General features: G+C 34.3%; 18 protein-coding genes. 7 read left to right on the plus strand and 11 right to left on the minus strand.

Annotation, left to right across the window (positions count from 1 at the left end; translation table 11 throughout):
* Window positions 1-123 precede the first annotated feature (123 nt).
* From ACZ0AH_RS09105 to ACZ0AH_RS09120, 4 genes are all read left to right on the plus strand, one after another.
* Window positions 124-3126: a SusC/RagA family TonB-linked outer membrane protein gene (locus ACZ0AH_RS09105; RefSeq protein WP_463475480.1), complete on the plus strand. Its 3003-nt coding sequence runs from the start codon at window positions 124-126 to the stop codon at window positions 3124-3126.
* Window positions 3127-3150: 24 nt separating this feature from the next.
* Entirely contained in the window at window positions 3151-4662 is a 1512-nt protein-coding gene (locus tag ACZ0AH_RS09110) for a RagB/SusD family nutrient uptake outer membrane protein (RefSeq protein WP_463475481.1), read from the plus strand.
* Window positions 4663-5066: 404 nt separating this feature from the next.
* Window positions 5067-6311 carry a glycoside hydrolase family 71/99-like protein gene (locus tag ACZ0AH_RS09115; protein ID WP_463475482.1) on the plus strand — a complete coding sequence of 415 codons (1245 nt, stop codon included), beginning with the start codon at window positions 5067-5069 and terminating at the stop codon, window positions 6309-6311.
* Between the two features lie 25 nt (window positions 6312-6336).
* A complete protein-coding gene (locus tag ACZ0AH_RS09120; RefSeq protein WP_463475483.1) occupies window positions 6337-8361 on the plus strand; it encodes a glycoside hydrolase family 97 protein in 2025 nt (674 codons plus the stop codon).
* A 424-nt stretch (window positions 8362-8785) separates the two neighbouring features.
* Here ACZ0AH_RS09120 and ACZ0AH_RS09125 read toward each other — a convergent pair whose 3' ends face one another.
* On the minus strand, window positions 8786-9703 hold the full coding sequence (locus tag ACZ0AH_RS09125; RefSeq protein ID WP_463475484.1) for a hypothetical protein: 918 nt from the start codon (window positions 9701-9703) through the stop codon (window positions 8786-8788).
* A gap of 173 nt (window positions 9704-9876) precedes the next feature.
* Between ACZ0AH_RS09125 and ACZ0AH_RS09130 the strand changes: the two genes are divergently transcribed.
* Together ACZ0AH_RS09130 and ACZ0AH_RS09135 are read left to right on the plus strand one after the other, a co-directional pair.
* Window positions 9877-10341 (plus strand): MarR family winged helix-turn-helix transcriptional regulator, encoded by a 465-nt coding sequence (locus tag ACZ0AH_RS09130; RefSeq protein WP_463475485.1) that lies wholly within the window; start codon window positions 9877-9879, stop codon window positions 10339-10341.
* A gap of 233 nt (window positions 10342-10574) precedes the next feature.
* Window positions 10575-11993, plus strand: a complete 1419-nt coding sequence (locus tag ACZ0AH_RS09135; RefSeq protein WP_463475486.1) for an MATE family efflux transporter — start codon at window positions 10575-10577, stop codon at window positions 11991-11993.
* Between the two features lie 405 nt (window positions 11994-12398).
* Here ACZ0AH_RS09135 and ACZ0AH_RS09140 read toward each other — a convergent pair whose 3' ends face one another.
* On the minus strand, window positions 12399-12833 hold the full coding sequence (locus tag ACZ0AH_RS09140) for a DUF6526 family protein (RefSeq protein WP_463475487.1): 435 nt from the start codon (window positions 12831-12833) through the stop codon (window positions 12399-12401).
* A gap of 389 nt (window positions 12834-13222) precedes the next feature.
* Entirely contained in the window at window positions 13223-13705 is a 483-nt protein-coding gene (locus tag ACZ0AH_RS09145) for a DNA-deoxyinosine glycosylase (protein WP_463475488.1), read from the minus strand.
* A gap of 201 nt (window positions 13706-13906) precedes the next feature.
* Between ACZ0AH_RS09145 and ACZ0AH_RS09150 the strand changes: the two genes are divergently transcribed.
* Window positions 13907-14929, plus strand: a complete 1023-nt coding sequence (locus tag ACZ0AH_RS09150) for a helix-turn-helix domain-containing protein (protein ID WP_463475489.1) — start codon at window positions 13907-13909, stop codon at window positions 14927-14929.
* Window positions 14930-15362: 433 nt separating this feature from the next.
* Here ACZ0AH_RS09150 and ACZ0AH_RS09155 read toward each other — a convergent pair whose 3' ends face one another.
* The 8 genes from ACZ0AH_RS09155 to ACZ0AH_RS09190 form a co-directional block, all read right to left on the minus strand.
* Window positions 15363-16517 (minus strand): NAD(P)/FAD-dependent oxidoreductase, encoded by a 1155-nt coding sequence (locus ACZ0AH_RS09155; RefSeq protein ID WP_463475490.1) that lies wholly within the window; start codon window positions 16515-16517, stop codon window positions 15363-15365.
* A 41-nt stretch (window positions 16518-16558) separates the two neighbouring features.
* A complete protein-coding gene (locus tag ACZ0AH_RS09160; protein ID WP_463475491.1) occupies window positions 16559-17047 on the minus strand; it encodes a low affinity iron permease family protein in 489 nt (162 codons plus the stop codon).
* Window positions 17048-17054: 7 nt separating this feature from the next.
* On the minus strand, window positions 17055-19877 hold the full coding sequence (locus ACZ0AH_RS09165; RefSeq protein WP_463475492.1) for an AsmA family protein: 2823 nt from the start codon (window positions 19875-19877) through the stop codon (window positions 17055-17057).
* A gap of 18 nt (window positions 19878-19895) precedes the next feature.
* On the minus strand, window positions 19896-20717 hold the full coding sequence (locus tag ACZ0AH_RS09170) for an MlaD family protein (RefSeq protein ID WP_463475493.1): 822 nt from the start codon (window positions 20715-20717) through the stop codon (window positions 19896-19898).
* Between the two features lie 27 nt (window positions 20718-20744).
* Window positions 20745-21524, minus strand: coding sequence for an ABC transporter ATP-binding protein (locus ACZ0AH_RS09175; protein WP_463475494.1), 780 nt, complete (start codon window positions 21522-21524; stop codon window positions 20745-20747).
* A 1-nt stretch (window position 21525) separates the two neighbouring features.
* Window positions 21526-22284, minus strand: a complete 759-nt coding sequence (locus ACZ0AH_RS09180) for an MlaE family ABC transporter permease (RefSeq protein ID WP_463475495.1) — start codon at window positions 22282-22284, stop codon at window positions 21526-21528.
* A gap of 314 nt (window positions 22285-22598) precedes the next feature.
* Window positions 22599-24869 (minus strand): glycosyltransferase, encoded by a 2271-nt coding sequence (locus ACZ0AH_RS09185; RefSeq protein WP_463475496.1) that lies wholly within the window; start codon window positions 24867-24869, stop codon window positions 22599-22601.
* Window positions 24850-25944: a glycoside hydrolase family 130 protein gene (locus tag ACZ0AH_RS09190; RefSeq protein WP_463475497.1), complete on the minus strand. Its 1095-nt coding sequence runs from the start codon at window positions 25942-25944 to the stop codon at window positions 24850-24852. The genes ACZ0AH_RS09185 and ACZ0AH_RS09190 overlap by 20 nt, the downstream gene beginning before the upstream one ends.
* Between the last annotated feature and the right edge of the window lie 119 nt (window positions 25945-26063).

Below are 26063 nucleotides of genomic sequence, written 5' to 3' on the forward strand. Positions count from 1 at the left end.
AATTCACTATCAAATTAAAACATCAATTCTAATGAAATGAGCATAACCCAAAAATTGGTCATAAAAACGAATAATGGCTATGCGAATTACATATGACCGATAAAAAAAAATAAATAACTAGATATGAATAGTAAAAATAAAAAAATAGTCCTGCATCAAATGTGGACTACTAAATCGCTGGTATTCATGATTTTCATGCTTTTTCTTTCGGCAGGAATGTTTGCTCAGGGAAAAAAGCATGTTACGGGTACCGTTTATGACAACACAGGAAATGTGTTGCCGGGAGCTTCCATTCTGGAAACAGGAACCAGAAACTCTACTACAACAGATTTTGACGGAAAATTTGCATTGGATGTAGCCGTAGGAGGTTCTATTGAAGTTTCTTTCATTGGTTCAACCACACAAAAAGTTCAGATTACTGAAGCAACTAAAGCCAATATTGACGTTCGTTTGCAAAATGACGGATATCAGCTTGCAGAAGTTCAGGTAGTAGCTGTTGGATACGGAACTCAAAAGAAATCAGATTTAACCGGAGCAATTTCTACGCTTAAAGCGGATGATTTAGTAAAAGGATCTCTATCTTCTACAGAACAGGTTTTGCAGGGTAAAGTTGCGGGTTTAAATGTAATTCGCCCTTCAGGAGATCCTGCTGCAGGTTCTAGTTTACGTTTACGTGGAGGAACTTCGCTAACAGCAAGCAACAGTCCGCTTATTGTCGTTGATGGTATTGCAGGTGTAGATATTAATGTGGTTCAGCCATCTGATATTAAATCTGTTGACGTTTTAAAAGATGCTTCGGCTACAGCCATTTACGGATCCAGAGGAGCAAACGGAGTTATCATTATTACAACAAAATCAGGTACAAAAGGAGTTTCTGTTACGTATAGCGGCTTATCAAGTATTGGTTATGTTGCTGATAATTTAGATCTTTTGTCAGCCAATCAATGGAGAGGTTATGTGCGCAGCACAGGAAATAAAGACGCTGTTGATTACGGCGGAAATACAAACTGGCAAAAAGAATTAGAACAAACGGCTATTTCGCAATCACATACTTTAAGCATCAATTCTGGTAAAACCGACAGTGGTTTCAGAGCTTCGATTTCATACTTAAATAATGAAGGCGTTATCAAAACGACAGGTTTGGAAAGAATCAGCGGAAACGTAAGTGCCTATCAATATCTTGGAGACAATAAAGATGTAAAATTTGATATGGGCGTATTTGCCAATATCGACAAATGGCATCCGCTTGATTACAGAATTTTTGAACGTTCTTATAATTTAAACCCAACAATTCCGGTTTACGATGCTAACGGACAATTTAGTGCAGTAGGAGGAAATATCTACGAAAATCCTGTTGAAATTTTAACCAACAGAACGGCAGATAACGAAAGACACAGATTGTTAGGATATTTTAAAACTGAAGTTAAATTCCTGAATGATTTTACGGCTGTAGCCAATATTTCATTAGAACATAACGCGGTGCAGGCAAGTACTTACAAACCAACTTATGCGGTTTTGGAAGGTAGAACAGAAGACGGTTATGCTCAAAAAACATACGCAGAATATACAAATGCACAAGGCGAATTGTATGTAAATTATAATAAAGTTATTGGCAAACACACTATTGGCGGTCTTGCAGGATATTCATATTTAGAGAATATCTACGATGGTTTTGGCGCACAACGAAGCGGATTTGTAACAGATGCTTTTAGTTATAACAATCTTGGAGCGGGTTACAATTACCGTTTAGGCGATGTGTATTCGTATAAAGGAAAATCGAATCTGGTTTCATTTTATGCTCGTGCAAATTACAATTACGACGGAAAATATTTGTTGACCGGAACAGTTAGACGTGATGGTTCAAGCCGTTTTGGAGAAAACAATAAATGGGGAACTTTCCCGTCTGCATCTGCAGCTTGGAGAATTTCTAACGAAGATTTTATGAGCGGTACAAAAGGCTGGTTAGACAATCTTAAATTTAGAGTTGGCTACGGAGTTACAGGTAATCAGGACGGAATTGGTGAGTACAAATCACTTTCGATCTTAGGAGTTGGTAATGACAGTTATTACGATCCGGTTACAGGAACATGGAGTTTGGCATATTCGCCAAAACAAAACCCAAATCCTGATTTGAAATGGGAATCAACTAGACAATTAAACATTGGTGTAGACTTTAGTTTATTTAATAGAATTAGTGGTTCATTCGAATATTATTCAAAAAACACAGACGATTTATTATATACGTATGAAGTGCCGCAACCTCCTTATTTAGTGGGAACTATGTTGGCAAACGTAGGAGAAATGTCTAATAAAGGAGTTGAGCTTACATTAAATGCAGACATCGTAAAAGGTGATAAATTTACGTGGAATGCAAATTTAACATTAGGTCACAACGTTCAAAAAATTGAAAAACTGTCAAACCCAACGTATAAAACAGATGTTATCTACAGCGGATCTTTACACGGATTAGCCGGTATGTCAGGACAATATTCTCAAATTATTGCCGAAGGATATCCAGTTGGAACTTTCTGGGGATTCAAAAATGCGGGACTTGATGAAAATGGTAAAATTCAGTACTATAATGCAGCGGGAAGTGTAGTTGCTGAAAGTGCTTTAGTAGATGCTGATAAAAGAGATTTAGGAAATATTCAGCCGGATTTAACAATGGGTATCGGAATGAATTTTACATACGGAAACTTTGATCTTGGTATTTCAGGATACGGAATGTTTGGTCAAAAAGCATTAAACGCTACAAACATGATGTTGAATGATCCTAACAGATTACCAACTTTCAATGTTCCGGATGACTTCCAGAATACCGGAATCACATCCGCACCAAAATATTCAGATTACTGGATCGAAGATGCTTCATTCTTCAGACTTCAGACACTTTCAGTAGGATATACTTTGCCATTAAAACTTAAAGGTTCAAAATTCAGAGTTTATCTTATGGGAGAAAATCTATTTGTAATTACAGGTTACAAAGGTGTAGATCCGGAAATTGGTTTAAATGCTCAGGATGGTGTTGACCAAACGGGTCTTGCGGCTCCTGGAATAGATAAATACAACAATTATCCTCGCCCAACAACAATTTCTGTTGGATTAAATTTTACGTTTAATAATTAAGCGACTAACTCAAAAATATAGAAAATGAAAATCAAAATAACAGCAGCAGTATTGATAAGCATGCTTTTTACGATATCATGTACCAATTTAAATGAAGATTTATATGATAGAGTAGAAGATGGAAATTTTGGAAATACACCAAAAGAAATCGATGCATTAGTTGGTGGGGCTTATTCTTCATTAAGAGGATTTGCCGATGGGATCTCCAATAATTATCCAACTTGCGAATATGTATTCTTTCTGAACGAAACTGTTTCAGATGAAGCAACAATTCCTACAAGAGGAACAAACTGGTACGATGGCGGACAATATCAGGATGCGCAAAAACATACCTGGAAATCAGATAACCGTATGATTCTTTCGGCCTGGCGTTACAACTACACCGGAATTGCCAAAATCAATTCGATCATTTATCAAATCGATAAATCATCATTGACGGATGCAGCAAAAGCACCAATTTATGCCGAATTAAAAGCATTAAGAGCGTATTACTATTACAATCTTTTAGACTTATTCGGAAATGTGCCAATCGTAGTTAATTTTGAAGATACAGCGTTACCATCAAACTCTACCAGAAAACAAGTGTATGATTTTGTAGAGAAAGAATTACTGGATGCAATTCCGCATTTAACTTCAAACGTAGTATATTCTAAGTTAACAAAAAACGTAGCCTATTCTATCTTAGCAAGATTGTATTTAAATTCTGAAGCATTTATCGGAACACCACGCTGGCAGGATTGTTTAGACATGTGTCAGAAAGTTTCAGGTTATACTTTAACGCCTGATTTCTTTGCCAATTTTGCAACAGAAAATCAAAAGTCACCGGAAATTATTTTCGCTATTCCTTATGATTCAAAAGCAGGAACAGTAGGAAATTATATGTCATCAATGTCTTGTCATTATTTACATAAACTGACACTTTCTGCAATTGGAGATTATCCTTGGAGCGCAAACGGAATGTGTGCACAACCGGGAGTTTACTCAGCATTTGCAGATACAGACAAAAGAAAAAAATGTATGGTTGCCGGCGATCAGATAAATTTAGCAACAGGTCAGGTTATTGTAATGGATAACGGAGAACCACTTACGTATACAGAAGAAGTTACAAGTGTTGCTGATGCAAAAGAAAACCAGGGAGTTCGTTTAGGAAAATACGAAATGAAAGCCGGAGAAACCTGGGAACGCGATCACGATTTTGTATTAATTCGTTATGCCGAAATTTTAATGATGCAAGCTGAATGTTACGTTCGTTTAGGATCTCCTGATTTGGCAAAACCATATTTACAACAAGTAACAGCTCGTGCAGGAGAAGAAATGCCGGCAACGATCGACCTTCATTTTATAGATCAGGAATTGCTTAAGGAATTTACTTTTGAAGGAAGAAGAAGAACAGACAATATTCGTTTTGGAACATTCTTTTTGCCTTGGTGGGAAAAAGGAACAACTGAAAAATACAGAGCCATATTCCCAATTCCGAGTACGGTTATGACAACAAATAAAAATTTGGTACAGAATCCTGGATATCCTGTAAACTAGATTCTGAAATGTCAGTCTTCCATGTTGGTTAGTCGTGGAAGGCTGACATATTTTATATTTTTTTTGTCACTCCCGATAGCTATCGGAATAAAGATTAAAGGATTTTATCTCACGCAGATTTGGCAGATTAAGCAGATTTAGTTTGATAGAGCAATAATAAATTTGCAAAATCTGCTCAAATCAATTTAAATCTGCGTGAAATATTTTAGCCACAGATTTTCAGGTTAAAATGATTAAAAAAATCTCTGAGAATCTTTTAATCAGTGGCAAAAAAATAAATCTGCTTAATCTGCCAAATCTGCGAGAGAAAATTTCAGCCACAGATTAACAGATTAAAATGATTAAAAAATAAATAAAAATCTTTTAATCAGTTGCAAAAAAACAAAAACAAACATCAAATCAATATGAAAAGATACATCACATTATTGTTTTTTGGGATCATGAACATTCTGGTCATAGGTTGCAGCAGCAGCGATGATAAAGGTTCAGATAAACCTGCAGAACCAGAAACACTTGCACCTGTTGCCATAGAAAAAACAAACAGCACCAAAATTTATGTGCACTATATGCCCTGGTTTGAAACCAATGAAAGCAGTGCCGACAAAAAATGGGGCTATCACTGGACAATGGCAAATAAAAACCCGAACAATGTAGGAGCAAACGGCCGCAGAGAAATTGCATCATACTATTATCCTCTAATTGGCCCTTATCATTCCGGCGATAAAAATGTGATTGAAAATCATTTATTATTGATGAAATATTCAGGAATTGATGGAGTTTTAATCGATTGGTATGGCACTTTTGATGTCAATGATTATAGAATGGTAAAAGAAAATACAGAGCAATTAATAGCTATGTTAAACAAAGTGGGTCTTGAATACGCAATTGTGTATGAAGACAGGGTTACCAAAAGTGCAGTCGATGCCGGAAAAGCAATTTCGGTAACAAGCGCTGCAAAAACCGATTTGGCTTACATGCAAAACAATTATTTTGATGATGCCAATTATATCAAAATAAACGGAAAACCATTGTTGCTTAATTTCGGACCAATTGTATTACAAACACCAGCTGAGTGGACAAACGTTTTTAATACATTAACCACAAAACCTGCATTTTTAACCCTTTGGGATCAATCTGTAGAAGCTGGAGACAACGCTTCGGGAGAATATGCCTGGGTATTTAAAAACAGTACGTATCTAACGAATTTTTATACCAATACAAAACCAAAACTTGCTGTTGCAATGGGAAGTGCTTATCCCGGTTTTAAAGATTTTTATGCCGAAGGCGGAGGCGGAGCAGCAATTGGCTGGACAATAGAACACAACAACGGAGCGACCCTTGATGAAACGCTTGCAATGGCCAAAAATGCGAATCTAAACTACCTGCAATTAATTACATGGAATGACTTTGGAGAAGGAACAATGTTTGAACCAACGGTTGAATTCGGTTACACCTATATCGAAAAAGTAAAAGCATTTGCCGGCGTCAAAAATACAGAACCTGTTTTTCCGGATATAAGTAAAATGTACAATCTGCGAGTAGAAAAGAAAGGCAATACAGATGCCCAGAAAAAATTAGATCAGGCTTTTAATTATTTTGTTTCCATGCAGCCCGCAAAAGCAAAACAGTTGATAAACGAAATTAAATAAGAGTTGTAATTAATACAATTAAATAATGAAAAACATAAAATATAGATACTGTTTAATTGCTTTCGCGTCGATATTAATTTACGCCTGCAGTGCTAGTACTAAAAAAACATATACAATCAGTTCTCCGGGAAAAAATACCGAATTAGTTTTTGAATTAACCGCTTCAGGTCAGCCTGAATACAGTTTTACATCAAACGGAAAATCGGTAATTGAACCTTCTTTAATGGGATTTGAGTTTCAGGGAATCCAGAAAATGACCGAAGGTTTTGAAGTGGTTTCCACCGAAGAAAAAACATCAGATGAAACCTGGGAACAACCTTGGGGAGAATTCAAAAAAGTGAGAGATCACCACAATGAATTGATCGTTCATTTGAAAGAAGCAAAAGGAGAAGAACGTTTGGTTGATATTATTTTCAGGGTTTTTGATGATGGCGTAGGATTTAGATATTCTTTCCCAAAACAGCCTCATTTAGGAAAAGTAAAAATCTCAAACGAAATCACACAATTCACTTTTAAATCAAATGATGATGTTTGGTGGATTCCGGTACACCGCGAAAACAGTTATTACGAAAGTAGCTATCGTAAAACGGCCATTAGCAAAACAGATACCATAAATACTCCGGCAACTTTCGAAACTAAAGAAAAATTATTTGTGGCGATTCACGAAGCCAATTTAACCGATTTTACTTCGATGACGTTATTAAAAACCAGTGATAAACAATACAAAAGCGAATTGGTGCCTTGGGCAGATGGTGTAAAAGTATATGCCGAAACTCCTTTTCAAACTCCGTGGAGAACCATTGTAGTGGGCAAAACTCCGGGAGATGTTGCAACTTCAACTATTATGCTGAATTTGAACGAACCTTCAAAAATTGAAGATCTTTCCTGGATTACACCATCAAAATACATTGGAATCTGGTGGGGAATGCATTTAGAAAAATACACTTGGGGACAAGGACCAAAACATGGGGCGACAACTAAGAATACAAAAGAATACATTGATTTTGCTGCGAAAAACAATTTTGACGGCGTTCTGGTAGAAGGCTGGAACGAGGGCTGGGACGGAGACTGGACTGCCGATGGATCTGCATTTAGTTATACCAAAGCATATCCTGATTTTAATCTGGAAGAAATTACCAAATATGCCGCAATTAAAAATGTTCGTTTAATAGGACATCATGAAACTGCCGGCGCGACAAAAAATTACGAAAACCAGTTAGAAGATGCCTTTAAACTGTATCATAAAATGGGCGTAAATACCGTAAAAACCGGTTACGTAAATAAATATTTAGACAAAAAAGAATGGCATGATAGTCAATATGGAGCGCGTCATTACAGAAAAGTAATGGAAACCGCTGCAAAATATCACATCATGATCGACAATCACGAACCAATAAAAGGAACAGGATTACAGCGTACCTATCCAAATTTTATGTCGCAGGAAGGCGGCAGAGGTCAGGAATACAACGCGTGGTCTGTAGATGGCGGAAACACTCCGGAACATTTAACAACCTTGCCGTTTACCAGAATGCTTTCAGGACCATTTGATTATACTCCGGGGAATTTCAATTTTGATTATAAAACACCATCCGGAGCGAGAGTTCAAACGACTTTGGCAAATCAATTGGCATTGTATGTAATTATTTATAGTCCTTTGCAAATGGCTTCAGATTTACCGGAAAACTACGAAGGAAAACCGGAATTTCAGTTCGTAAAAGAGGTGCCTTGCAATTGGTCAGATACCAAAGTGCTGGATTCAAAAATAGGAGAATATACCACAATTGTACGTAAAGACTGGGACGAGAAAAACTGGTATTTAGGATCCATCACAAACAGAAATGCCAGAGATCTTAAAGTAACCTTATCCTTTTTGGATGCCGGAAAAGAGTACGAAGCCGAAATTTATGCAGATGGAGCCGGAGCAAATTATAAAACCAATCCGTATCCGGTAACGATCTCAAAACAAAAAGTAAATAACAAAACAGTTTTAGATCTCAAATTAGCAGCTGGAGGAGGAACAGCTATAAAATTTTCTCCAATAGAGAAATAAAATAATTAGTAAAGTTTATTTTGAGTTAAGTTGAGTTTGAGTGAATGAACCCGACATCTTTAAAAAAGGTGTCGGGTTTGTTATTTTTTAAACCATATAAGTCATATAAGGTCAATTACTAATTCAAAAAACTTTTAACCTCATAGTACTTATATGGTTGAAATATTTTTTTATTTTTTGCTGCGAAGGCGCTAAGACGCAAAGTTTTCTCATTTTATGTCATTTCGAAGTTTTTTGCTCAAGCTTGTGATTTCACCGAAGGGAGAAATCACACAAGAAACTCCGTAAAGAATGTCGCCAATCTTTGCCGAATCCCGCGTGTGATTTCTCCTTACGTTCTAAATGACAACATTCCGGATAACACTAGCTATTGGAATTTGGAATTTCAAATTTGGGAACTTCAAAAAAATTAGAGTTTCAACTTTTAATGTTTATAAAGCTTAACATGATGACCAAAACTATAAGAAGCCGTAATAGTTGGACCATTATAACCCCATTTTAGATAACCATTTAATCTGTCTTTTATCGCATCAACTTTAAAGTTTAAGCCCGTATATCCTGCTGTAAGGCTAAAGTTTTGATACACATTATACGAAAGAGCCAGATTATAGCTAATAATTCGGCCATCGATATCACCAATTTTCAAAGCCAGATAATTTGCATTTACATAAAGGCCAAAACGAGGTGATAACACAAATTCGCCCCAAATCCCTACATCAGGCAATGGTGCCGTAAAATTAAAATTATCTCTGTATTCTAAACTAGCCTGATTCGCATCAACACGCAAACCCAAATCTGCAAAAAGCACGTGAGTACCAATTAACAAACCCGCCTCATATTTTGGTTTAGATAAAAAAGCATAACCATAAGCAATTCTCGCAATCTGAACATCAAAAAAAGCAGTAACCCTTGTATTTATATTGTATGTATGTTCACCAAAATTAATTTCTCTTTCTAAGGATTTTGTAGAACTTCTGTCCAAAGCAAAGAATTCAAAACCCAATCTCGATCTCCTTGAAATGCGCCAGTCAAAAGTTCCCATAAAAGAAGCACTTGATTTTGAAAAGCCCAAATCATCTTCAAGATCGATTTCTGTACCGTGATTTCCATTATTGGTTCCAACTTGAATCTGAGTATTATTTACAGGAAAAAAAGCTCCTGCAGTTACTTTAAATCGTCTTGCATGCCAGGGCAATTCATTTGCGTCGTAATCCTGAAGTTCGTCGGAATTGTTATTTTGTAAAGTTGTTAAAGTGTTTTCCGGAGAAACTTCGGCTACATTTTGAGCTTTAGCGGAAAACCAAAAAAAAGAAACTATCAAAAAATAAAATAATTGTTTCATATGATTTATTTTTAAATTTTATTGATAAAATTTTAACACTTAAAGTTAACAAAAAAAATCGTCCATTTTTGCATTTAGTTTCATTATTTTGAATAATTAATCTGACTATCAGTTATATATGAGTTTTTTGTTAAAATTAGTTGACATGTCACTCTTTTTTGTAATTTTGTTTCATGGAAAAAAATGAAACCGATTTTAATGTTTTAAAAGGCGAAATTTCAGATAGTTTATTCTTTCAGATCCATCGAATAAAGAAAACTATTTTTCGTCATACCAATGCACTTATTAACGAAGCCGGCATTACGTTGCAGCTGGAACAGCTCCCTTTAATTATGAATCTTCAGCGCAGTAATCTTTCGCAAAGAGAACTTTCAGATATTACGATGCGTGATAAATCGTCTATTTTACGGAGCATACATGCCTTGGAAAAAAAGGCCTTGGTTGTAGTTAAAAAAGATAAAGACGACAAACGAAAGAACATTGTTAGTCTTACCGATGAAGGAATTGGCTTAGCCAAAAATATTCGGCTGCTAATGAAAAAATCAGAAGATGAAGTTCTTTCTGTTTTTTCTGCGGAAGAAAGAATAGAAGTGGTGAAAACGATTAAAGATTATGCAGATAGATTAGATAAACTTTAAGATATAAGCCCGCTGATTTTACGAATTAAACGGGTTTTCGCAGGTTGATTATTTTAAAAAAAAAGTTGCCACGAATTGCACGAATTTTCACAAATTTTAAACACACAGAGAATAATTGAAATATAGATTTGCGAAAATTTTTGCAATTTGTGGCAAAAAAACACACAGTTGAAAAATCATTTAATCTGTGAATTTGTGGCTAAAAATAAAAACAATAAAACAAAAAGTACAAAATGAACAAAAACGAATTATTAGAAGGTCCTATACTTTCTTCATTATTAAAATTGGCAGTTCCTATTATGATTGCCAATTTATTACAAGCCGCATATCAGTTAGTAGATGCTTTTTGGGTTGGTCGTTTAGGCGGAGATGCCGTTGCAGCAGTATCTGTAAGTACGCCCGTAATTTTTTTAACGATTGCTTTAGGAACAGGCTTGGCAATTGCAGGATCGATTTTGATTGCACAATATTATGGCGCAGGATTACAGGAAATGGTCAATCATGTTGCCGCTCAAACCTTATTGATGGTGATAACAGCGTCAATTTTTCTGTCGATTATTGGGTATTTTCTAAGTCCGTACTTTTTGTATCTGCTTAAAGTTACGCCACAAGTTTATACCAATGCTTTGGGTTTTATGCAAATTGCCTTTATAGGACTGGTTTTTAGTTTTAGTTTCATGATATTCCAGTCGGTTATGCGAGGCGTTGGGCGTGTTACTTTGCCGGTTTATATTGTATTGGGAACTGTAATTCTAAATTTTGCGCTTGATCCGTTGTTTATTTTCGGATGGAATTTTATTCCGGCAATGGGAGTAAAAGGCGCTGCTTTGGCAACATTATCAACGCAGAGTCTGGCAATTATTATTGGTTTTGGTATTTTATTCAGAGGAAAACACGGTATTCATTTGCAGCTAAAAGATTTTAAACCGGATTTTAAACATATTAAAAAAGCCTTTAAAATTGGTTTTCCGTCCTCTATAGAACAATCCATGCGTGCGATTGGCTTAACGGCGATCACGTTTTTGATAGTGCATTTTGGTACGACAACTGTTGCGTCTTACGGAGCGGGTTCAAATTTAATTCAGCTGATTATGATTCCGGCTTTGGGACTTTCTATGGCAATTGCAACTTTGGTTGGACAAAATATTGGTGCGGGAAATATGCTTCGTGCCGGAAAAATCGCCAAACTGGGTGCTTATTTAGGTTTTGGATTATTAACCGGAATTGGATTAATTGCGTATGCTTTTGCGCCACATTTAATTGCTTTTTTCGTACCAAATGAACCTGCAGTTATTGCCGGAGGAACAACTTTTTTAAGAATTACGTGTCTTTCCTGGGGATTTCTTGGATTGCAAATGTGTTTATTAGGCGTTTTTAGAGCGGTTGGAAATACAACACTTCCCATGATTTTGACGCTGGTTTCGCAATGGGTTTTACAGTTTCCGTTAGCCTATATTTTATCACATAATACATCACTTGGACCTGTTGGAATTTGGTGGGCTTTCCCGATTTCTACCGTAATTACGGCAATTGTAACCATGCTTATTTATGCAAAAGGCGATTGGAAAAAGAAACGATTAACCGGTAAAACCAATAAATTAATCGACAAAGTCGAGAAAGAAATTGTAAAGGAAGGGTTTGAGGTAAAATAGAGTTTCTAAGGTTCTGAGTTGCTGAGGTTATGAGTTTTTTTCTGCACAAATATTTTCCGTAGAATTGCATATATTATGTACTTCTTTTTTATTTATAGACAGTTGTTTATTTCCAGCAGGATAAAATTCCGTAGGAATGATTTATATTGTAGCAACGGATTTTAATCCGTTGAATATTGAAAAACGTTACGGAGATTTGTTCTTTTGCAACTAAAATTATCTTTTAAATACGAGAATTGCGTGAGGGATAGAAGCTGGCTACCAAAGTAGCGCGTATAGCCCGACGCCATTAAAAAAAGGCCTAATGAGCGCAACGCTTCTTAGGCCTTTTTTTAATGGTGGCACGCCCAGATAAAAAATCTTAGAACCTTAGCACCTCAGAATCTCAGAATCTTTTAAAAAAAACTAAACTCTATGATAATCTGCTTTCCAATGGATAATTGATTTTTTTATGGCGTCTCCGGTTAGATTGTTTTTTAGGGTATCTTCGACTAGTGGCAATAATTCGTTGTCAGGAGCAAATCTGAGGGCAAATATTTGATCGTCGGTTAGTTTGTATTCAAATTCTTCAAGTCTTTTTCCGGTTAGTGTAAAGTAGCGGTATCTGAGTTCTAATCTTACGATTCGGTTTTGTAAAACCAGCGCATAATGCTGGCGAAGCATAAGTGCAAGAAAAAATAAAAACACGAAAACAACGCTTATAAACGACCAGATTAGTTTGTCGTTTGTGTTAATTGCAAAATAAATACTGCTTATTAAAAATAGTATTAAGACTGGATAATAGACAAAATGATGCGGTTTATAAAACCTGATATGATTGTAATAGGTTTGAATTTTCATGGGTGATTAGTTTTGGGTTATGGGTAAAAAAAACAAAGCTACCCTAAAAAATAGAATAGCTTTTTTCTCAAAAATAAACTAACATAACCAATGTTCTCTTTATAATATAAACTTGTTACAGTTTTCTTAGTAATATCTATGTTTTAAAAAGCCTCAATTGCGTTTGAAATATTCTTCTTTTTTTTATGGCTTTGATTTCTTGAAGTAAAATTAAAACAACAGGTTGCGTTTTGTCTTACATTTTAAAATGATAATGTTATATTATTTCAACATTTTGTTAGTTTTCTGTTTTTTTACCACAGATTATATAGATTAAGGTGATGTTGTGGCGAACAAACGGCTATGAAGAATAATCTTTAAAATCATTTTAATCTGTAGCAAAAAAGCATTTATAATGTTTCGATAACTTTCCATTCTTCTAATTTCAATTGAAAAGATTTACTCGCATTCGCCGGACTTGTAGAGGGTAAGGTAATAAGATTGTATTCTTTTTTTAAGAGAACGTATTTTTTGAAAAATGCCGCAGCTTTTTGTCCGTTAAAGAGAATGGTTTTTATGTTGGGATGTTTTTCTAAAAAGGCTTCAAAATCATTGGCAATTTCATTTTTTATAGCGCTGTCCAAACTTCCAATTCGGTCGCAATATTGCAGAACGTCCCATAATGCGATATTGTTTTTTTGCAAAAGTGCTTTTCTTTTTTCGTAATCATTCGAGAAATCTTCTTTGAATATAGTAAACATAAATTTCCAGAAATTATTCTGGTTATGTCCGTAATACTGATTGAGTTCTAATGATTTTGTTCCAGGCATTGTGCCTAGAATCAGAATGTTAGCGTCGTTTGAAGCGATTGGTGAAAACGAAAAACTCTTCATGATTTATTCCATATTTATTAATGTTAAATTAATCATTTATAGATAATTATAAAACAAAAGCTGAAAATTATATAACATATTTCGTCTATGATTGGACGAACTTTGAAGTCTAGATTTTTAGAATTCAACAACTTGTATGGAATTCAATCTTTTATAAAATCTACAAAAAAAGAATTTACAGAATTTTTAAACTACAGCAAAATGAAAATAGTTACTATAAATACAGAGAAAATTGAAGGGATTTTTGAAGAGTTAAATGTAAACTTTGGAGGAAAGGTAACTTTAGATTTGGATGAATATAAAATTGAGGTGAATAATAGCTTTGCAAAAGGATCTATTACTGGCTCTTCTTTTAATGATAATATATCGTACGTGCAATTTGATATGACTTTTTCTGTTAATGTGAGAATGGATGTTATGAATGTAAAATCATCTCCTATTTATTTTGCATATTGTTCTCAGGGAAATTTATCTCATAGTTTTGGACCGTTAGGAGAAGAAAGAAAGTTTAAAACTTTTCAGACAGCTATCGTGACTTCAAAAGAAAATCAGGATAATGTTTTGTTTTTTGAAAAAGATATCAAAACTAAATTTACGCTGATTATTGTTGGAACCCAAGCTTCCGGTGCAAATATGCATTCTTTAAACCAACAGGTGAAAGAAACTTTTTTTGAAGATAATGTAACGGAGAATTTCTTTTATGTAGGTTCTTATAATTTAAAAATTGCTGAAAAAATCGAACAATTAAATGCTGTTACGCAAACCGGAATTGTTAGAAATCTTTTGAAAGAAGGTATTCTGAGAATTATTCTGGCTATGGAAATTCAACAGCATTCTGATGATGTTAATGCCATTTCAAGAGATACAAATTGTCTGACTTTAAGAGAAATGGAAGAAATTAAAGAACTTTCAGAAGCTATTAAAGCCAATCCTGAAGAACCTTTTACAATAAAATCATTAAGTAAAAAATCAGGTTTGTCTCCAAATAAATTACAAGAAGGTTTTAAATTAATCCATAACAGAACCGTAAACGATTATATAACACATATGAGGGTTTTAAAAGCCGAAATCCTAATTAGAACGTCAGATTTAAATATTTCTGAAATTGTGTATTGCATTGGTTTTACAAGCAGAAGTTATTTTTCTAAAATCTTCAAACAAAAATTCAACTGCAGTCCAAAAGAATATAAATTTAATTTGAATCCGTTGGCTATTACTGCGTAATGAAAGATTCTGAGATGCTGAGTTGCTAAGGTTCTAAGATTTTTAGATATTATTTATATAAACGTACATTAATGTACGTTTTTTTTTGGCAAAGATTTTCTCCGTAGATGCGCACAGCAGTGCGTCTCCGCAATGTATGTTTGCACAAGGATGTTGTATGTGTAATATATATAAATTTTGGATATTGCATTTTCAACGGATTAAAATCCGTTGCTACAATATAAATCATTCCTACGGAATTTTATTTGTTCTTGGGAATAAACAATTGCCTATAAACAATTGTCTATAAAAAATAGACGCACTGCTGTGCGCCTCTACGGAAATCTTTGTCAAAAAAAAAAGATGCACATAATGCGCATCTTTCCATATAATATTTATGTCTAAAAATCTTAGAACCTTAGCAACTCAGAACCTCAAAAACTTTAAAAAAAAATCACCGTCCAAACTTATAATACTCTAAATCCTGATTCTTTTTATTATTCATAGAATCGAGAATAGAATTCATTCCCAGGACGCTGAAAGTGATTCCGTTTCCTCCAAAACCTAATACATAATGTTCATTTACTTCAGGATTTGGTTTGCCAAAATACGGTAATCCATCTTTTGTTTCTCCAAATGTTCCGGTCCAGGAATAATCGAGTTTAAAATTTATATTTGGAAACTTTTTTTGAAAGCGTCTTAATAAATACTGTTCTTTTTTGGGCAATAGTTTATCTCGTTTTTTAGCATCAAAAAATTCTTCATCTCCGCCGCCAGCAATAATGCGATTATCAGCTGTAGCCCTAAAATATAAGTACGGTGATGATGTATCCCAGAAAATTGCATTTTTGAAAGCCGGGGGTAAGGCAGGCAAACTCTCTGAAGCTATAACATAGGTACTTTTTAGGTCAACTATTTTTTCTTTGATTGTTTCAGTGCTTTCATAACCAGTACAATGTATAATGTGATCTGCAGTTATGAGATGTTTGTTTTCGGTATGGGCTATAAATTTTCCTCTATGGTTTTGAATGGAAGAAATATTGGTACGATCAAAAATCTGCATGCCATTTTGCTCGCAATAATGAAGTAAATCATTTGCAAGACGATACGGATCTACGACTGCAGCGGTTTTAGATTCGATTGCAGCGAGGGCATTTAAGCCTAATTTTCTCAATTCATATTTTTCAAGCCAATTGACATCAAAACCAAGTTCTTTACGGCATTTGAATTCATTTTTTAAAAAAGGTAGATCTTTTTGTAAAGAAGTAAAATAGATGCTTTTTTTGAATTCGAATTTGCACTCACTTTTTATGGTATCAATAATAGCGCGCAAATCAAAAATGGCTTTTTTCCCGTTTCTGTAACTGTCGACAGCGCAATCTAACCCCCTCAATTTAATAAGTTCATGCAAGGCTACATCAATTTCGTATTGAAGTAAAGCAGTGCTGGCAGCGGTGCTTCCGTTACAAATGTCGCGACGATCGACCAGAACAACTTTTTTTCCTTCAGAAATTAATTTATATGCGATCAAAGCTCCTGTTATTCCTCCTCCAATAATTAAAATTGCTGTATTGATATCCTCATCTATAGAGGGATAGCTGTATCTCATAGCACTTTTTAAGGGCCAGAAAGTTTCAGAGGAGCGTAGTTTCATTTTTTCGTTATGTTTCGAGTACGTGATTTAGTTCTGTTTTGGTCTTTGCGTTGGTGTTGTTCGTCAGCTTCGGCATAAGAGTGTGAATTTCTAATACTTTCATCTTTCTTGGCAAGCTCACTAAGTCTGTGATAATATTTTTGTACAATAATCATTTCTTCTTCGGTCATACTTTCTATGTCGACCAGACTATTGCTTGAATATTCGTTTGAAGCTACTAATTCGTTTAATTTTAACTGAATAGCAAGTGAATCTTTGTTTTGTGCTTTCTGAATTAAAAAAACCATCAGGAAAGTAATAATTGTAGTTCCGGTATTTATAACCAGCTGCCAGGTTTCAGAATAGTTGAAAATAGGACCAGAAGCAGCCCAGACTATTACAAGCAAAAAGGCACCTAAAAAAGCCGGAGTGCTTCCCGCAGCTTTTGAAACCTTGGTGGCAAATTTCTCGAAAGCACTGTTTTTATTTTGTTTTTTTGTTTTCATTTGATTTCTAACTTTTTGGTTTACTTTTACTTACTTTTTCCTCCCGAATTACTTTATTATTTTTTTCGTCATAAACGGCATCGTCTATTTTTTGACCTGTTTTACTAAAGATTTTTATTTTAGGATCTTCATGTGTTCCTGTGATTACAATAGGAAATCCGATAATACCAAATGGCGGAAGCCCTAATCGCATTCGTAAATCCAGCAATCCGTCAAAACTGGTTGTTCCTTTTATCGTTGGTCTGAAACTAGCGACACTAAAAGTGAAATTTTCAATATGAATTAAATTATTATCAATTGTCGATTTGATTTCGATTCCTTTCATATCCGGATTATCTAAGCCTTTTTGTCCGGTTTTTGAACTAATTCCGTCAAATAATTTCAAGCCTTTTACTTGTACATCGCGCAAATTTATTGTTCCTCCGCCTTCAAGCGATTCATAAATTGGTCCCATATTTCCGTTTAAATCTCCTTTAACTTTATAATCGACAGAAATAATTCCTTGTGCTTTTTCAGCCACCGTAACCATATCATGAAACATCGGAATTTCTTTGTAAGCTCTTTGTACACTAAAATCTTTTGCCGTAAAATGCGCATCAAAATGTGCAGATGTTGGCGATTCATCCTTATAAGTAGCATTAATTCCCATAATACAATCTATGATATTAAAAGTGGCATTGTCTAAATAAAAACCTTGTTTTGTAACGCCCACTTTACCGGAAAGTTTGTTTAAAACAAGTCCTTTATATTCTACTTTATCAGCATTTGCGGTAAGCGCGACATTTAAATTTTTGGGTACAATAACAACGCCGCTCATTTTTGGATGATCTTCTTTTGCATATTCTACTTCAACATTTCGATCTGTATTTTCACCTTTTTTAAGCGCCATAAATTCATCAACATTAATCAGTTTTGATTTCATGTTGAAATTTCCGCTCAAAGTTCCGTGCGATTCCAGAAAATAATTAATCGTATTAAGAAGATATCCGTTTATGTCAAAATCTGATTTTCCGTAAGTGGCATTGAATTTTTCGAACCACATTTTTTCATTCTGAAAACGGAAATTTCCTTGCTTGATAAAAAATGCTTTCGGAAAAAGTTCTGATGTGGCTTTGATGTTTTTCAGCAAAATTGTCCCTCTGTTATCCAGTTTATCATATTGTCCGTTTGTGGCATAACTTTGTTTTCCTTTAAGCGAAAGATCTGCTTTTGCATAACCGGTAACATCAACACCTTTTCTGGAAAATACCTGATAAATACGGCCAACATTCAATTCTCCTTTTATTTTTGCATTATAAGCCAGATCGCTAAAATCAGATAAAGTAGCGTTTACATACATTGGGTTTCCTTCAAAAACAAACGAAGCGGGAGCAACAGCAACAATCAAATCCTGATAAGTTCCGGCTTTATTAAGCACATTGGCAACAAATGTAATGTTGGTAATTGGATGCGGATAAGAATCTGTTTTTAGCCAGCCGTTTCGCAACGAAATACCTCCAATTGTTTTAGGAAATAATTTTTTTGAGGTGCTAAAAATTCCTCTTGCCTGAATATCGGTTTTCAAAAGTCCTTTTAATTCAACGGTATTTAATCCTATTGCAGCATCAACAACGGCAAGATCAAGAGCGCCTTTTACGCTTGCATTTATCTTCATTTCGCTCAAACCTTTGCTGTGCAAATAAGCATTGAAATAATCTTTTTCGCCTACTTTAAATCGTAATGTTCTTAAGTTTATCAACAATTGTTCAGCGTCAAGCGAAGGCATAATGGCATTTAGATCCATCTGAAAATCCGTTAACGGAACTGGTGCATTTTGATAATTTATCGCTCCGTCACTTATTTTTAGATTAAAAGCCAAATTTGGTTTTTCTTTTTTCGGAACATTATAATTTCCTTTAATAGAAAAAACTAAATCACTTCGTCCGGACAATTCGGTTTCATCCATCCAGGTTAAATATTCCGGCGGCATTACTGAAAATAAGTCTTTTACAGTCGTATTTTCTGATGCTGCTTTTATATTTATTTTGTAACCATCTTTTAAGATTGTAAATAATCCGGTAAATTGTAAAGGCAGTTTATTGATATGCAATTCATTTTTCTGAAGAATAAATGTTAATGCATGTGTATTGATTCGGGTAATTAAATCAGCGCTAACAGCTTTTTTTCTTAAATAAGCAGTTCTGTTATAATAGAAATCAAGATTATCAATTTTAGCATCGGTATTTAAATCAAAAATATCCTCGCTCAGATTTCCTTTTCCAACATAATTAAAACCTTTTGCATCAACCAGAATTTTAGCAGAACGATCGTTGTATTTTACGTGGCAGTCTTCAAGGTCAATTCGTTCTAATTTTATGGCTGTTCCTTCATCAGGTTTATCATTTGGGTTTTTAACTTTTGCTTCATCCGGCGCAATATAAATGTTGTAATTGGCCTGACCTTTTTCGTTGACCATTACATTTATCAAGGCTTTAGAAACATAAAGTTTATTGATTTTGACTTCATTATCAAAAAGCAGTCTTTTGAGGTTAATTCCAAAGGCAACTTGTTCAGCTTTAAGCAAAGTATCATTGCGGAATGGGGCAGAACCTGTCATAGAAATATCGTCGAGCGAAACGGTTAATGACGGAAAATGGGTGAAAAATGAAAGTCTCGATTTAGAAAACTCGAGTTTGGTATCTAAACGTTCGTTTGCTATTTTTTTTACTTCGGATGCGACGGTTCCAGGAAAAAGTAACGGAATCAAAAATAGTAACAGCAAGATACTCGCTATTACTATTCCGGTTACTTTTAGGATTTTCAGGCTTATATTTTTATAGGAAACTTTCATAACATTGTATTCAATGGATTAAGATTTTGCTTTTTCAGAAGCTTTTTTAGCGTCATCTTCTTTCTGCTTTTCTTCTTTCTGCTTTTCCTCTTTTGCTTTTTCTTCCTTCTCTTTATTTTCTTTTTCCTGATCTTCTTTTTTCTCTTTTAGTTCTTCAGCTTTTTTCTGTTTTTCTTTTTCTTTTTTCTTGAAATAACCTTTAAATAAGAAATTACTTTTTGCAGCTTCCATATTTTCACTGAAACCTTTAGTCCCGGATTCTAAATTAGAAAGTGTGTTCGAAACGCTGTTTGCCATTTTATCATCACGTACTAATCTTGCCAAAGCGCCGTTTCCGTGATTCATGCTATGACTAAAAACAGCCAGTTCTTCAGATATTACGCCCACATTATCCATGCTTTTTTTAACGCTTTTCATAATATCGTTCATCTCAATTCCTTTAAGAGAGACAAGGTTTCCGCCATTTTCAATTTCTTTTTGAGATTTTGGGCCCGGAGAAATGGTCAAAACTTTATCGCCCATTAAACCATCAGAACCAATGCTTGTGCGGGCATCTGTTTTAATAAATTTTCGAACTTCATCTTTTATAACCATCGATACTACAACAGACGAATCGTTGATTAATCTGATTTCCTCAACCGTTCCGATATTAATTCCAGAAAAACGAACATTGTTTCCGACTTCTAAACCACTAACGGTTTTAAAGTTTGAGGTAATGTTGAATGTTGAACCAAAAAGATTTTTTTGTTTCCCGATAAAATAAACGGCCATAATAAAAAGCAGCAAGCCAATTGTTACAAACATTCCTAATTTCCAAGTGTATCCAGATTGCTTATCCATGATTTCTAATTATTTATTTTTTTATTTTTATTCAAAAAAAGAACGAACCCATTCGTCGTCGCTTTTTTCCAGTTCTTCGTACGTTCCTTCAGCTTGTATTGCTCCGTCTTTTAACACCATAATTCTATCAGCGGTAAGCTTTGCACAAGCCATATCGTGCGTAATAATTATAGATGTTGTTTTTTGTTTGTGTTTGATATCGAGTATTAATTCGCTTATTTCTCGTGATGTTATCGTGTCTAATCCGGTTGTTGGTTCATCATATAATATGATTTCCGGTTTCAGGATTAATGTTCTGGCCAGGCCAATTCTTTTTTGCATTCCTCCGGATAATTCTGCTGGCATTTTATCAATTGCATCTCCTAAACCTACGCTTTCAAGTGCTTCTATAACAGCAGTTTCAACTTCTTCGGGTGTTAAATCTCTTTTATGTTTTTTTAAGGTAAAAGCCAGGTTTTCACGAACCGACATGGAATCGTACAATGCGCCGCTTTGAAATAAAAATCCAATTCGGACCCTGATTTCATTAAGTTCCGCTTTTGTCAGATTGAGCACATTTTCGTCAAATACTTTTATTTCGCCTTTATCAGGTTCAATTAAACCTACAATGCATTTTATCGTTACCGATTTTCCTGAACCGGAACGTCCTAAAATCACAAGATCTTCACCTTGGTTTACAGTAAGATTTACGCCTTGTAAAACCTTGTTATCTTTGCCAAAAGTCTTATGCAGATCTTTGATCTCGATAATTGGTTTTCCCTTTTTATCTTTAGTTTTAATTTCTGTATTTCCTTTTTCCTTAATCATCTTAAAAAAATAAATCGGTTATCTGAACAGCTACCATATCAATTATAAAAATGGTCAGAGAAGCGGTTACAACGGCTGAATTGGCTGCTTTACCAACACTTTCTGTTCCATTTGAGGCATTAAATCCTTTATAACATCCAATCATTCCAATAAAAAATCCAAAGAAAAAAGTCTTGATTGTTGCCGGAAAAAGATCTAAAAATTCAAGCGATTGAAATATCTGTGTAATATATCTGTACATATTGACGTCGCCATGAATGTTAACACCAATATATCCGCCAAGAATCCCGATTGCATCTGCAAAAAATACTAAAATCGGAACCATTAATGTTGTGGCTAAAATTCGTGTTACCACTAAATAATTGTACGGATTAATGGCTGCAACTTCCATTGCATCAATTTGTTCTGTTACTTTCATCGAACCTAATTCGGCACCAATTCCTGACGAAATTTTTCCTGCACAAATTAGCGCTGTAATTACGGGAGCAATTTCACGAATAAGCGAAAGTGCCACCATTCCCGGCAACCACGATTCTGCTCCAAATTTCACCAAAGTTGGTCTGGATTGAAGCGTAAGTACCAAACCCATAATAAAACCGGTTATGGCAACTAATGGTAATGATTTATAACCTATTACATAACATTGTTTCATAAACTCTTTTGCTTCGTAAGGCGGCACAAAAACCTCCTTAAAAAACTGTTTTGCAAACAAGGTTGCATTTCCTATCTCTGCGAATGTATTTTTTAAAGTGAGAATCAAAATACTTTGTTTTTAGGTTATTAAATCTGAAATAAAAAGCTGAAAAACAACTATTTACTAAGTTGCCTGCCCTGCTTTTTACAAGTATTAAAGTTAATTTAGAAGCCTGCGAATTTTATTACACAACTTTTTTTGAAGTTTATATAATTAACATAACCAACACAATAATTCAAATAAAGCGACGTTTGGAGAAAAAATGTTAAAAAACAAAAAATCCCTTTTGGATAAAGGGATTTTAAGCTTTAATAGAATATTTAGTCAGGTATTATATTGTGTATTAATAGCAAATAGCAATTTAATATTAATTATTTCAATTAAGAATTAATAGCGATTTCTGATTTGGGCTTCATCAACGGAATTACTTTTGTATCTGATAATTTAAGGTTTTCCATTATTAATCTGGCAGTTAAATAACAAACTGTAGATTCTGCTCCCTGGTTTAAGTTTACGTTTTCTTTTTCAAGACCATCATAACCACCGCCACTAATAGGATTGTACATAATTTGATTTAAATGATTTTTTCCTAAAAACCAGTTAAAAGCTGTTTTCATTTTATGCTTGTATTCCGGTGTTCCAAATGCACTATAAAATGAATTCAGAGTCTGGATCGTGTACGAAACATCAATTGGCTGTTCTCCGTATTCTTTTGGTTGAGCACCTTTTTGAAGCCATCCGTTATTTGATATTACTCTGAAATTTTTGTCGATAAACATTTTCGACATTAAAAAGTCAAGAGAATCCAAAGCTACTTTTTTATAAATTGGTTTGTTTGTTACCAAATAAGCGCACAACATAGATTCCGGTAAAACACCATTACCATAAGTCATATAATTTTCGAACCATTTCCAGTCGCTTGAAGCGTGAATTTCATAATTAGAAAGCAATTTTGCATTTAGTTTATTAATAATTGCTGCTACATACAAATTAGGAACAGTTGTATGGTACAGGTATAAACCTTTTGTTGCAAAACCAATTGATCTTGGCGATTGAATATTTTCGGCCCATTTTAGGGAATTCAATAAACATTTTGTTGCTTTTTTTGTAATAGATTCCGGCAAAATTGCTTTGTTTGAAACCACTGTTCCTAAAGCCCAAATTGCTCTTGCATTCGAATCTTCAAGATTTACTTCGGCATTTTGCTCAAGATGTTCGCGGTTTTCCTGATCAACATAATTGATAAAGTTTCCTTTTGGTTTTTGGCAACGTTCTATAAAATCTAAATAAATCAGGATATATGGTAAATCTTCTTTGTCTTTTGTTAATTTGTAATGCATACAAATCGCTATCAATGCGCGTGCATTATCATCTAATGTATAACCTGATGAAAGATCGGGAACAGAAATTTTACTAAATTGTATCATACCCAAATCTGTAGTCAGTCTTTTGATATGTCCTAACTGAATTGAAGGATATGTAAATTTGATTTCAGCCGGATTTTCAATAAGATTTTTATAAGTATTGATATGTGTAATCGCAACATTTTCCCAAGAAGAAGCTCTTGTTTTTCTAAATGAATTGATTCCCATTTCAGTTCTTAGCGTATCATCTGAAAGTAATTTTATGGTAGATTCTGCAAATTGATCTACATTTCCGATATCAACTAAAACGCCGCAATCCGGTGTTAAAACTTCTAAAGTATGCGGAATTTTTGAAGCTACCAGCGGACAAGCACAACTCATTGCATAAGCAAAAGTGCCGCTTACAGCCTGATTTGGATCTTTTGATGTAAATAAATAAACATCAGTTGCTTTTAAATAATCCAAAAGCTCGTTTGTATCTAAATATTCATTTATAAAACGAACATTATCTTGTAAATTTAAATCCGCAACAATGGCTTCCAGCTTATTGCGATATGAATCAACGCCATCAATTATTAAATTAGGATGTGTTTTGCCAATAATTAAATACAATACGTTTGGTGTATTTTCTCTAATTTTTGCAAGCGCATACAAACCTGTTTCGATATTTTTTCCTTCGCCTAAAAGACCAAAAGTAGAAAGCACTTTTCTGTCCTGAATATTGAATTTTTCTTTTGCCTGATCCGGAGCTTCATAAATTACGATGTGAGTTCCGTGAGGTACACAAGTAATTATATCTTCCTGGATATCGTAATCTCTCATCAAAATTTCTTTTGACTGATTGGTCATTACAAAAACAGAATTACTGTAGGAAAGCAACAGTTTTACAAACGTTTTTAATTCTTTGTTCGGATTTGGAATTACACTATGAAAAGTATAAGTCAGCGGTTTTTTAACAGCATTTAAAAAGTCTAATAAGTAGTCTCCATAATTTCCTCCAAATAAACCAAACTCATGTTGAATATGAACCAATTTTACCGATTTGTCTTTGTTGATTTCTTCGGCAACTTTAGTATATTCCTCTTTTATTTTTGTGTTTAAGGTATAAGCTTGTGTTGGTTTTGCTATTGGTTCCTTAACCAGTTCACAAATTTCACAAGTAATAGATTTACCAAAAACATCAGTAATTCCTTTTATAGTATCTTGCGTATAAGTAGCTATTCCACATTGCGTTGGAGGAAATGTAGATAGAAAAATAATTTTCGATTTATTTGATATCGTTTTCATTGGGATTCTGTTTTAGTTCAGTTAATAAGTCGTTCAGGTTCAGTGAGGCCACTGCAATCTTGTCATCGGCGGCACCGTAATAAATATATAATTGGTCATCAAAAATGGCTGTCCCTGTCGGGAAAACAACATAATTTACGTACCCGTGTCGTTCGTAATATTCTGATGGCGTAATAATTGGTTTTGTTAATCTTGCAATCACTTTTTGAGGATTTTCAAGATCCAGTAACACTGCCGAAGCGTGATAAACCAATCCTTTTTCGCGTTTTTCTGCCGAATGGTAAATTAATAACCAGCCGTCAGGAGTTTCGATAGGAGGAGCTCCCGGGCCAATATGACTTGTTTCATGGTCATATTTAGGTTCCATTACAATATGATCCGGCAAATTCTTCAAATAATTTTCCCAGAATTCAGGTGTCAGCTCTGATTTTTTTTCGAAAGTTAACAACTGAATGGATGGAAATAGTCTGTGTAAAGCCACAAATTTTCCGTTGATCTTTTTCGGAAAAAGAACTACATTTTTGTCCCATACGTATAAATTATCTTTTAAAGTTTCACTTAACGGATAATGTCTTTCGACATTAAAAGCCAAAATTTTGGCAATACCCGTGTTTTGTAAATGCTTTCTAATTAGATTAGTAAATTCATTTAATATAAATCTCGGCGTAATAATTCCTTTCTTTTTAAAAGTCTTTAAATCCTTAGATGTTGCCAGGGCACCGCAGGCATTCATACCATCATATGTTACGTAAGTCATATAATACGTATCATTAATTTTTGTAATACGCGGATCTTCGACCCCATGAATTTCATAAATATATTCAGGAACAAAGATGGGCTGCGTATTTCTTTCTACCAAAGTAGTCGGGCCTTCAAAACGACAATAACCAATTGTAGAAAAGTTGCCTTTTTTAGCAGCTCTGTAAAACATATGTACCGTATTTCCGTCTTGATAAACAGCTGGATTTAAAACCCCTAATTCTTCAAAAGGTCTGTCTGTTTTTTCTAAAATTACACCATGTTTTGTGGCCAATTCCAGTTTTGTAACTATTTCAGGTTTTGTATCCAATTCCATGTCTTACAATTTTTATATAAAATTACTTTACCAATGGAGGCAGGATTAATCCAATTGATTAAAAAATTAACTCAAAAGCATTTATGTGGGAATTCTGTAACGAAATGAGGGAATTATAA

The sequence above is a fragment of the Flavobacterium sp. AC105 genome (assembly GCF_979258495.1).

Coding starts and splice junctions, on each gene's coding strand:
- ACZ0AH_RS09120 (WP_463475483.1), top strand. CDS start 6,337: ATGAAAAACATAAAATATAGATACTGTTTAATTGCTTTCGCGTCGATA.
- ACZ0AH_RS09145 (WP_463475488.1), bottom strand. CDS start 13,705: ATGAAGAGTTTTTCGTTTTCACCAATCGCTTCAAACGACGCTAACATT.
- ACZ0AH_RS09170 (WP_463475493.1), bottom strand. CDS start 20,717: ATGGATAAGCAATCTGGATACACTTGGAAATTAGGAATGTTTGTAACA.
- ACZ0AH_RS09185 (WP_463475496.1), bottom strand. CDS start 24,869: ATGAAAACGATATCAAATAAATCGAAAATTATTTTTCTATCTACATTT.
- ACZ0AH_RS09110 (WP_463475481.1), top strand. CDS start 3,151: ATGAAAATCAAAATAACAGCAGCAGTATTGATAAGCATGCTTTTTACG.
- ACZ0AH_RS09165 (WP_463475492.1), bottom strand. CDS start 19,877: ATGAAAGTTTCCTATAAAAATATAAGCCTGAAAATCCTAAAAGTAACC.
- ACZ0AH_RS09175 (WP_463475494.1), bottom strand. CDS start 21,524: ATGATTAAGGAAAAAGGAAATACAGAAATTAAAACTAAAGATAAAAAG.
- ACZ0AH_RS09150 (WP_463475489.1), top strand. CDS start 13,907: ATGAAAATAGTTACTATAAATACAGAGAAAATTGAAGGGATTTTTGAA.
- ACZ0AH_RS09190 (WP_463475497.1), bottom strand. CDS start 25,944: ATGGAATTGGATACAAAACCTGAAATAGTTACAAAACTGGAATTGGCC.
- ACZ0AH_RS09140 (WP_463475487.1), bottom strand. CDS start 12,833: ATGAAAATTCAAACCTATTACAATCATATCAGGTTTTATAAACCGCAT.
- ACZ0AH_RS09115 (WP_463475482.1), top strand. CDS start 5,067: ATGAAAAGATACATCACATTATTGTTTTTTGGGATCATGAACATTCTG.
- ACZ0AH_RS09155 (WP_463475490.1), bottom strand. CDS start 16,517: ATGAGATACAGCTATCCCTCTATAGATGAGGATATCAATACAGCAATT.
- ACZ0AH_RS09105 (WP_463475480.1), top strand. CDS start 124: ATGAATAGTAAAAATAAAAAAATAGTCCTGCATCAAATGTGGACTACT.
- ACZ0AH_RS09130 (WP_463475485.1), top strand. CDS start 9,877: ATGGAAAAAAATGAAACCGATTTTAATGTTTTAAAAGGCGAAATTTCA.
- ACZ0AH_RS09125 (WP_463475484.1), bottom strand. CDS start 9,703: ATGAAACAATTATTTTATTTTTTGATAGTTTCTTTTTTTTGGTTTTCC.
- ACZ0AH_RS09135 (WP_463475486.1), top strand. CDS start 10,575: ATGAACAAAAACGAATTATTAGAAGGTCCTATACTTTCTTCATTATTA.
- ACZ0AH_RS09160 (WP_463475491.1), bottom strand. CDS start 17,047: ATGAAAACAAAAAAACAAAATAAAAACAGTGCTTTCGAGAAATTTGCC.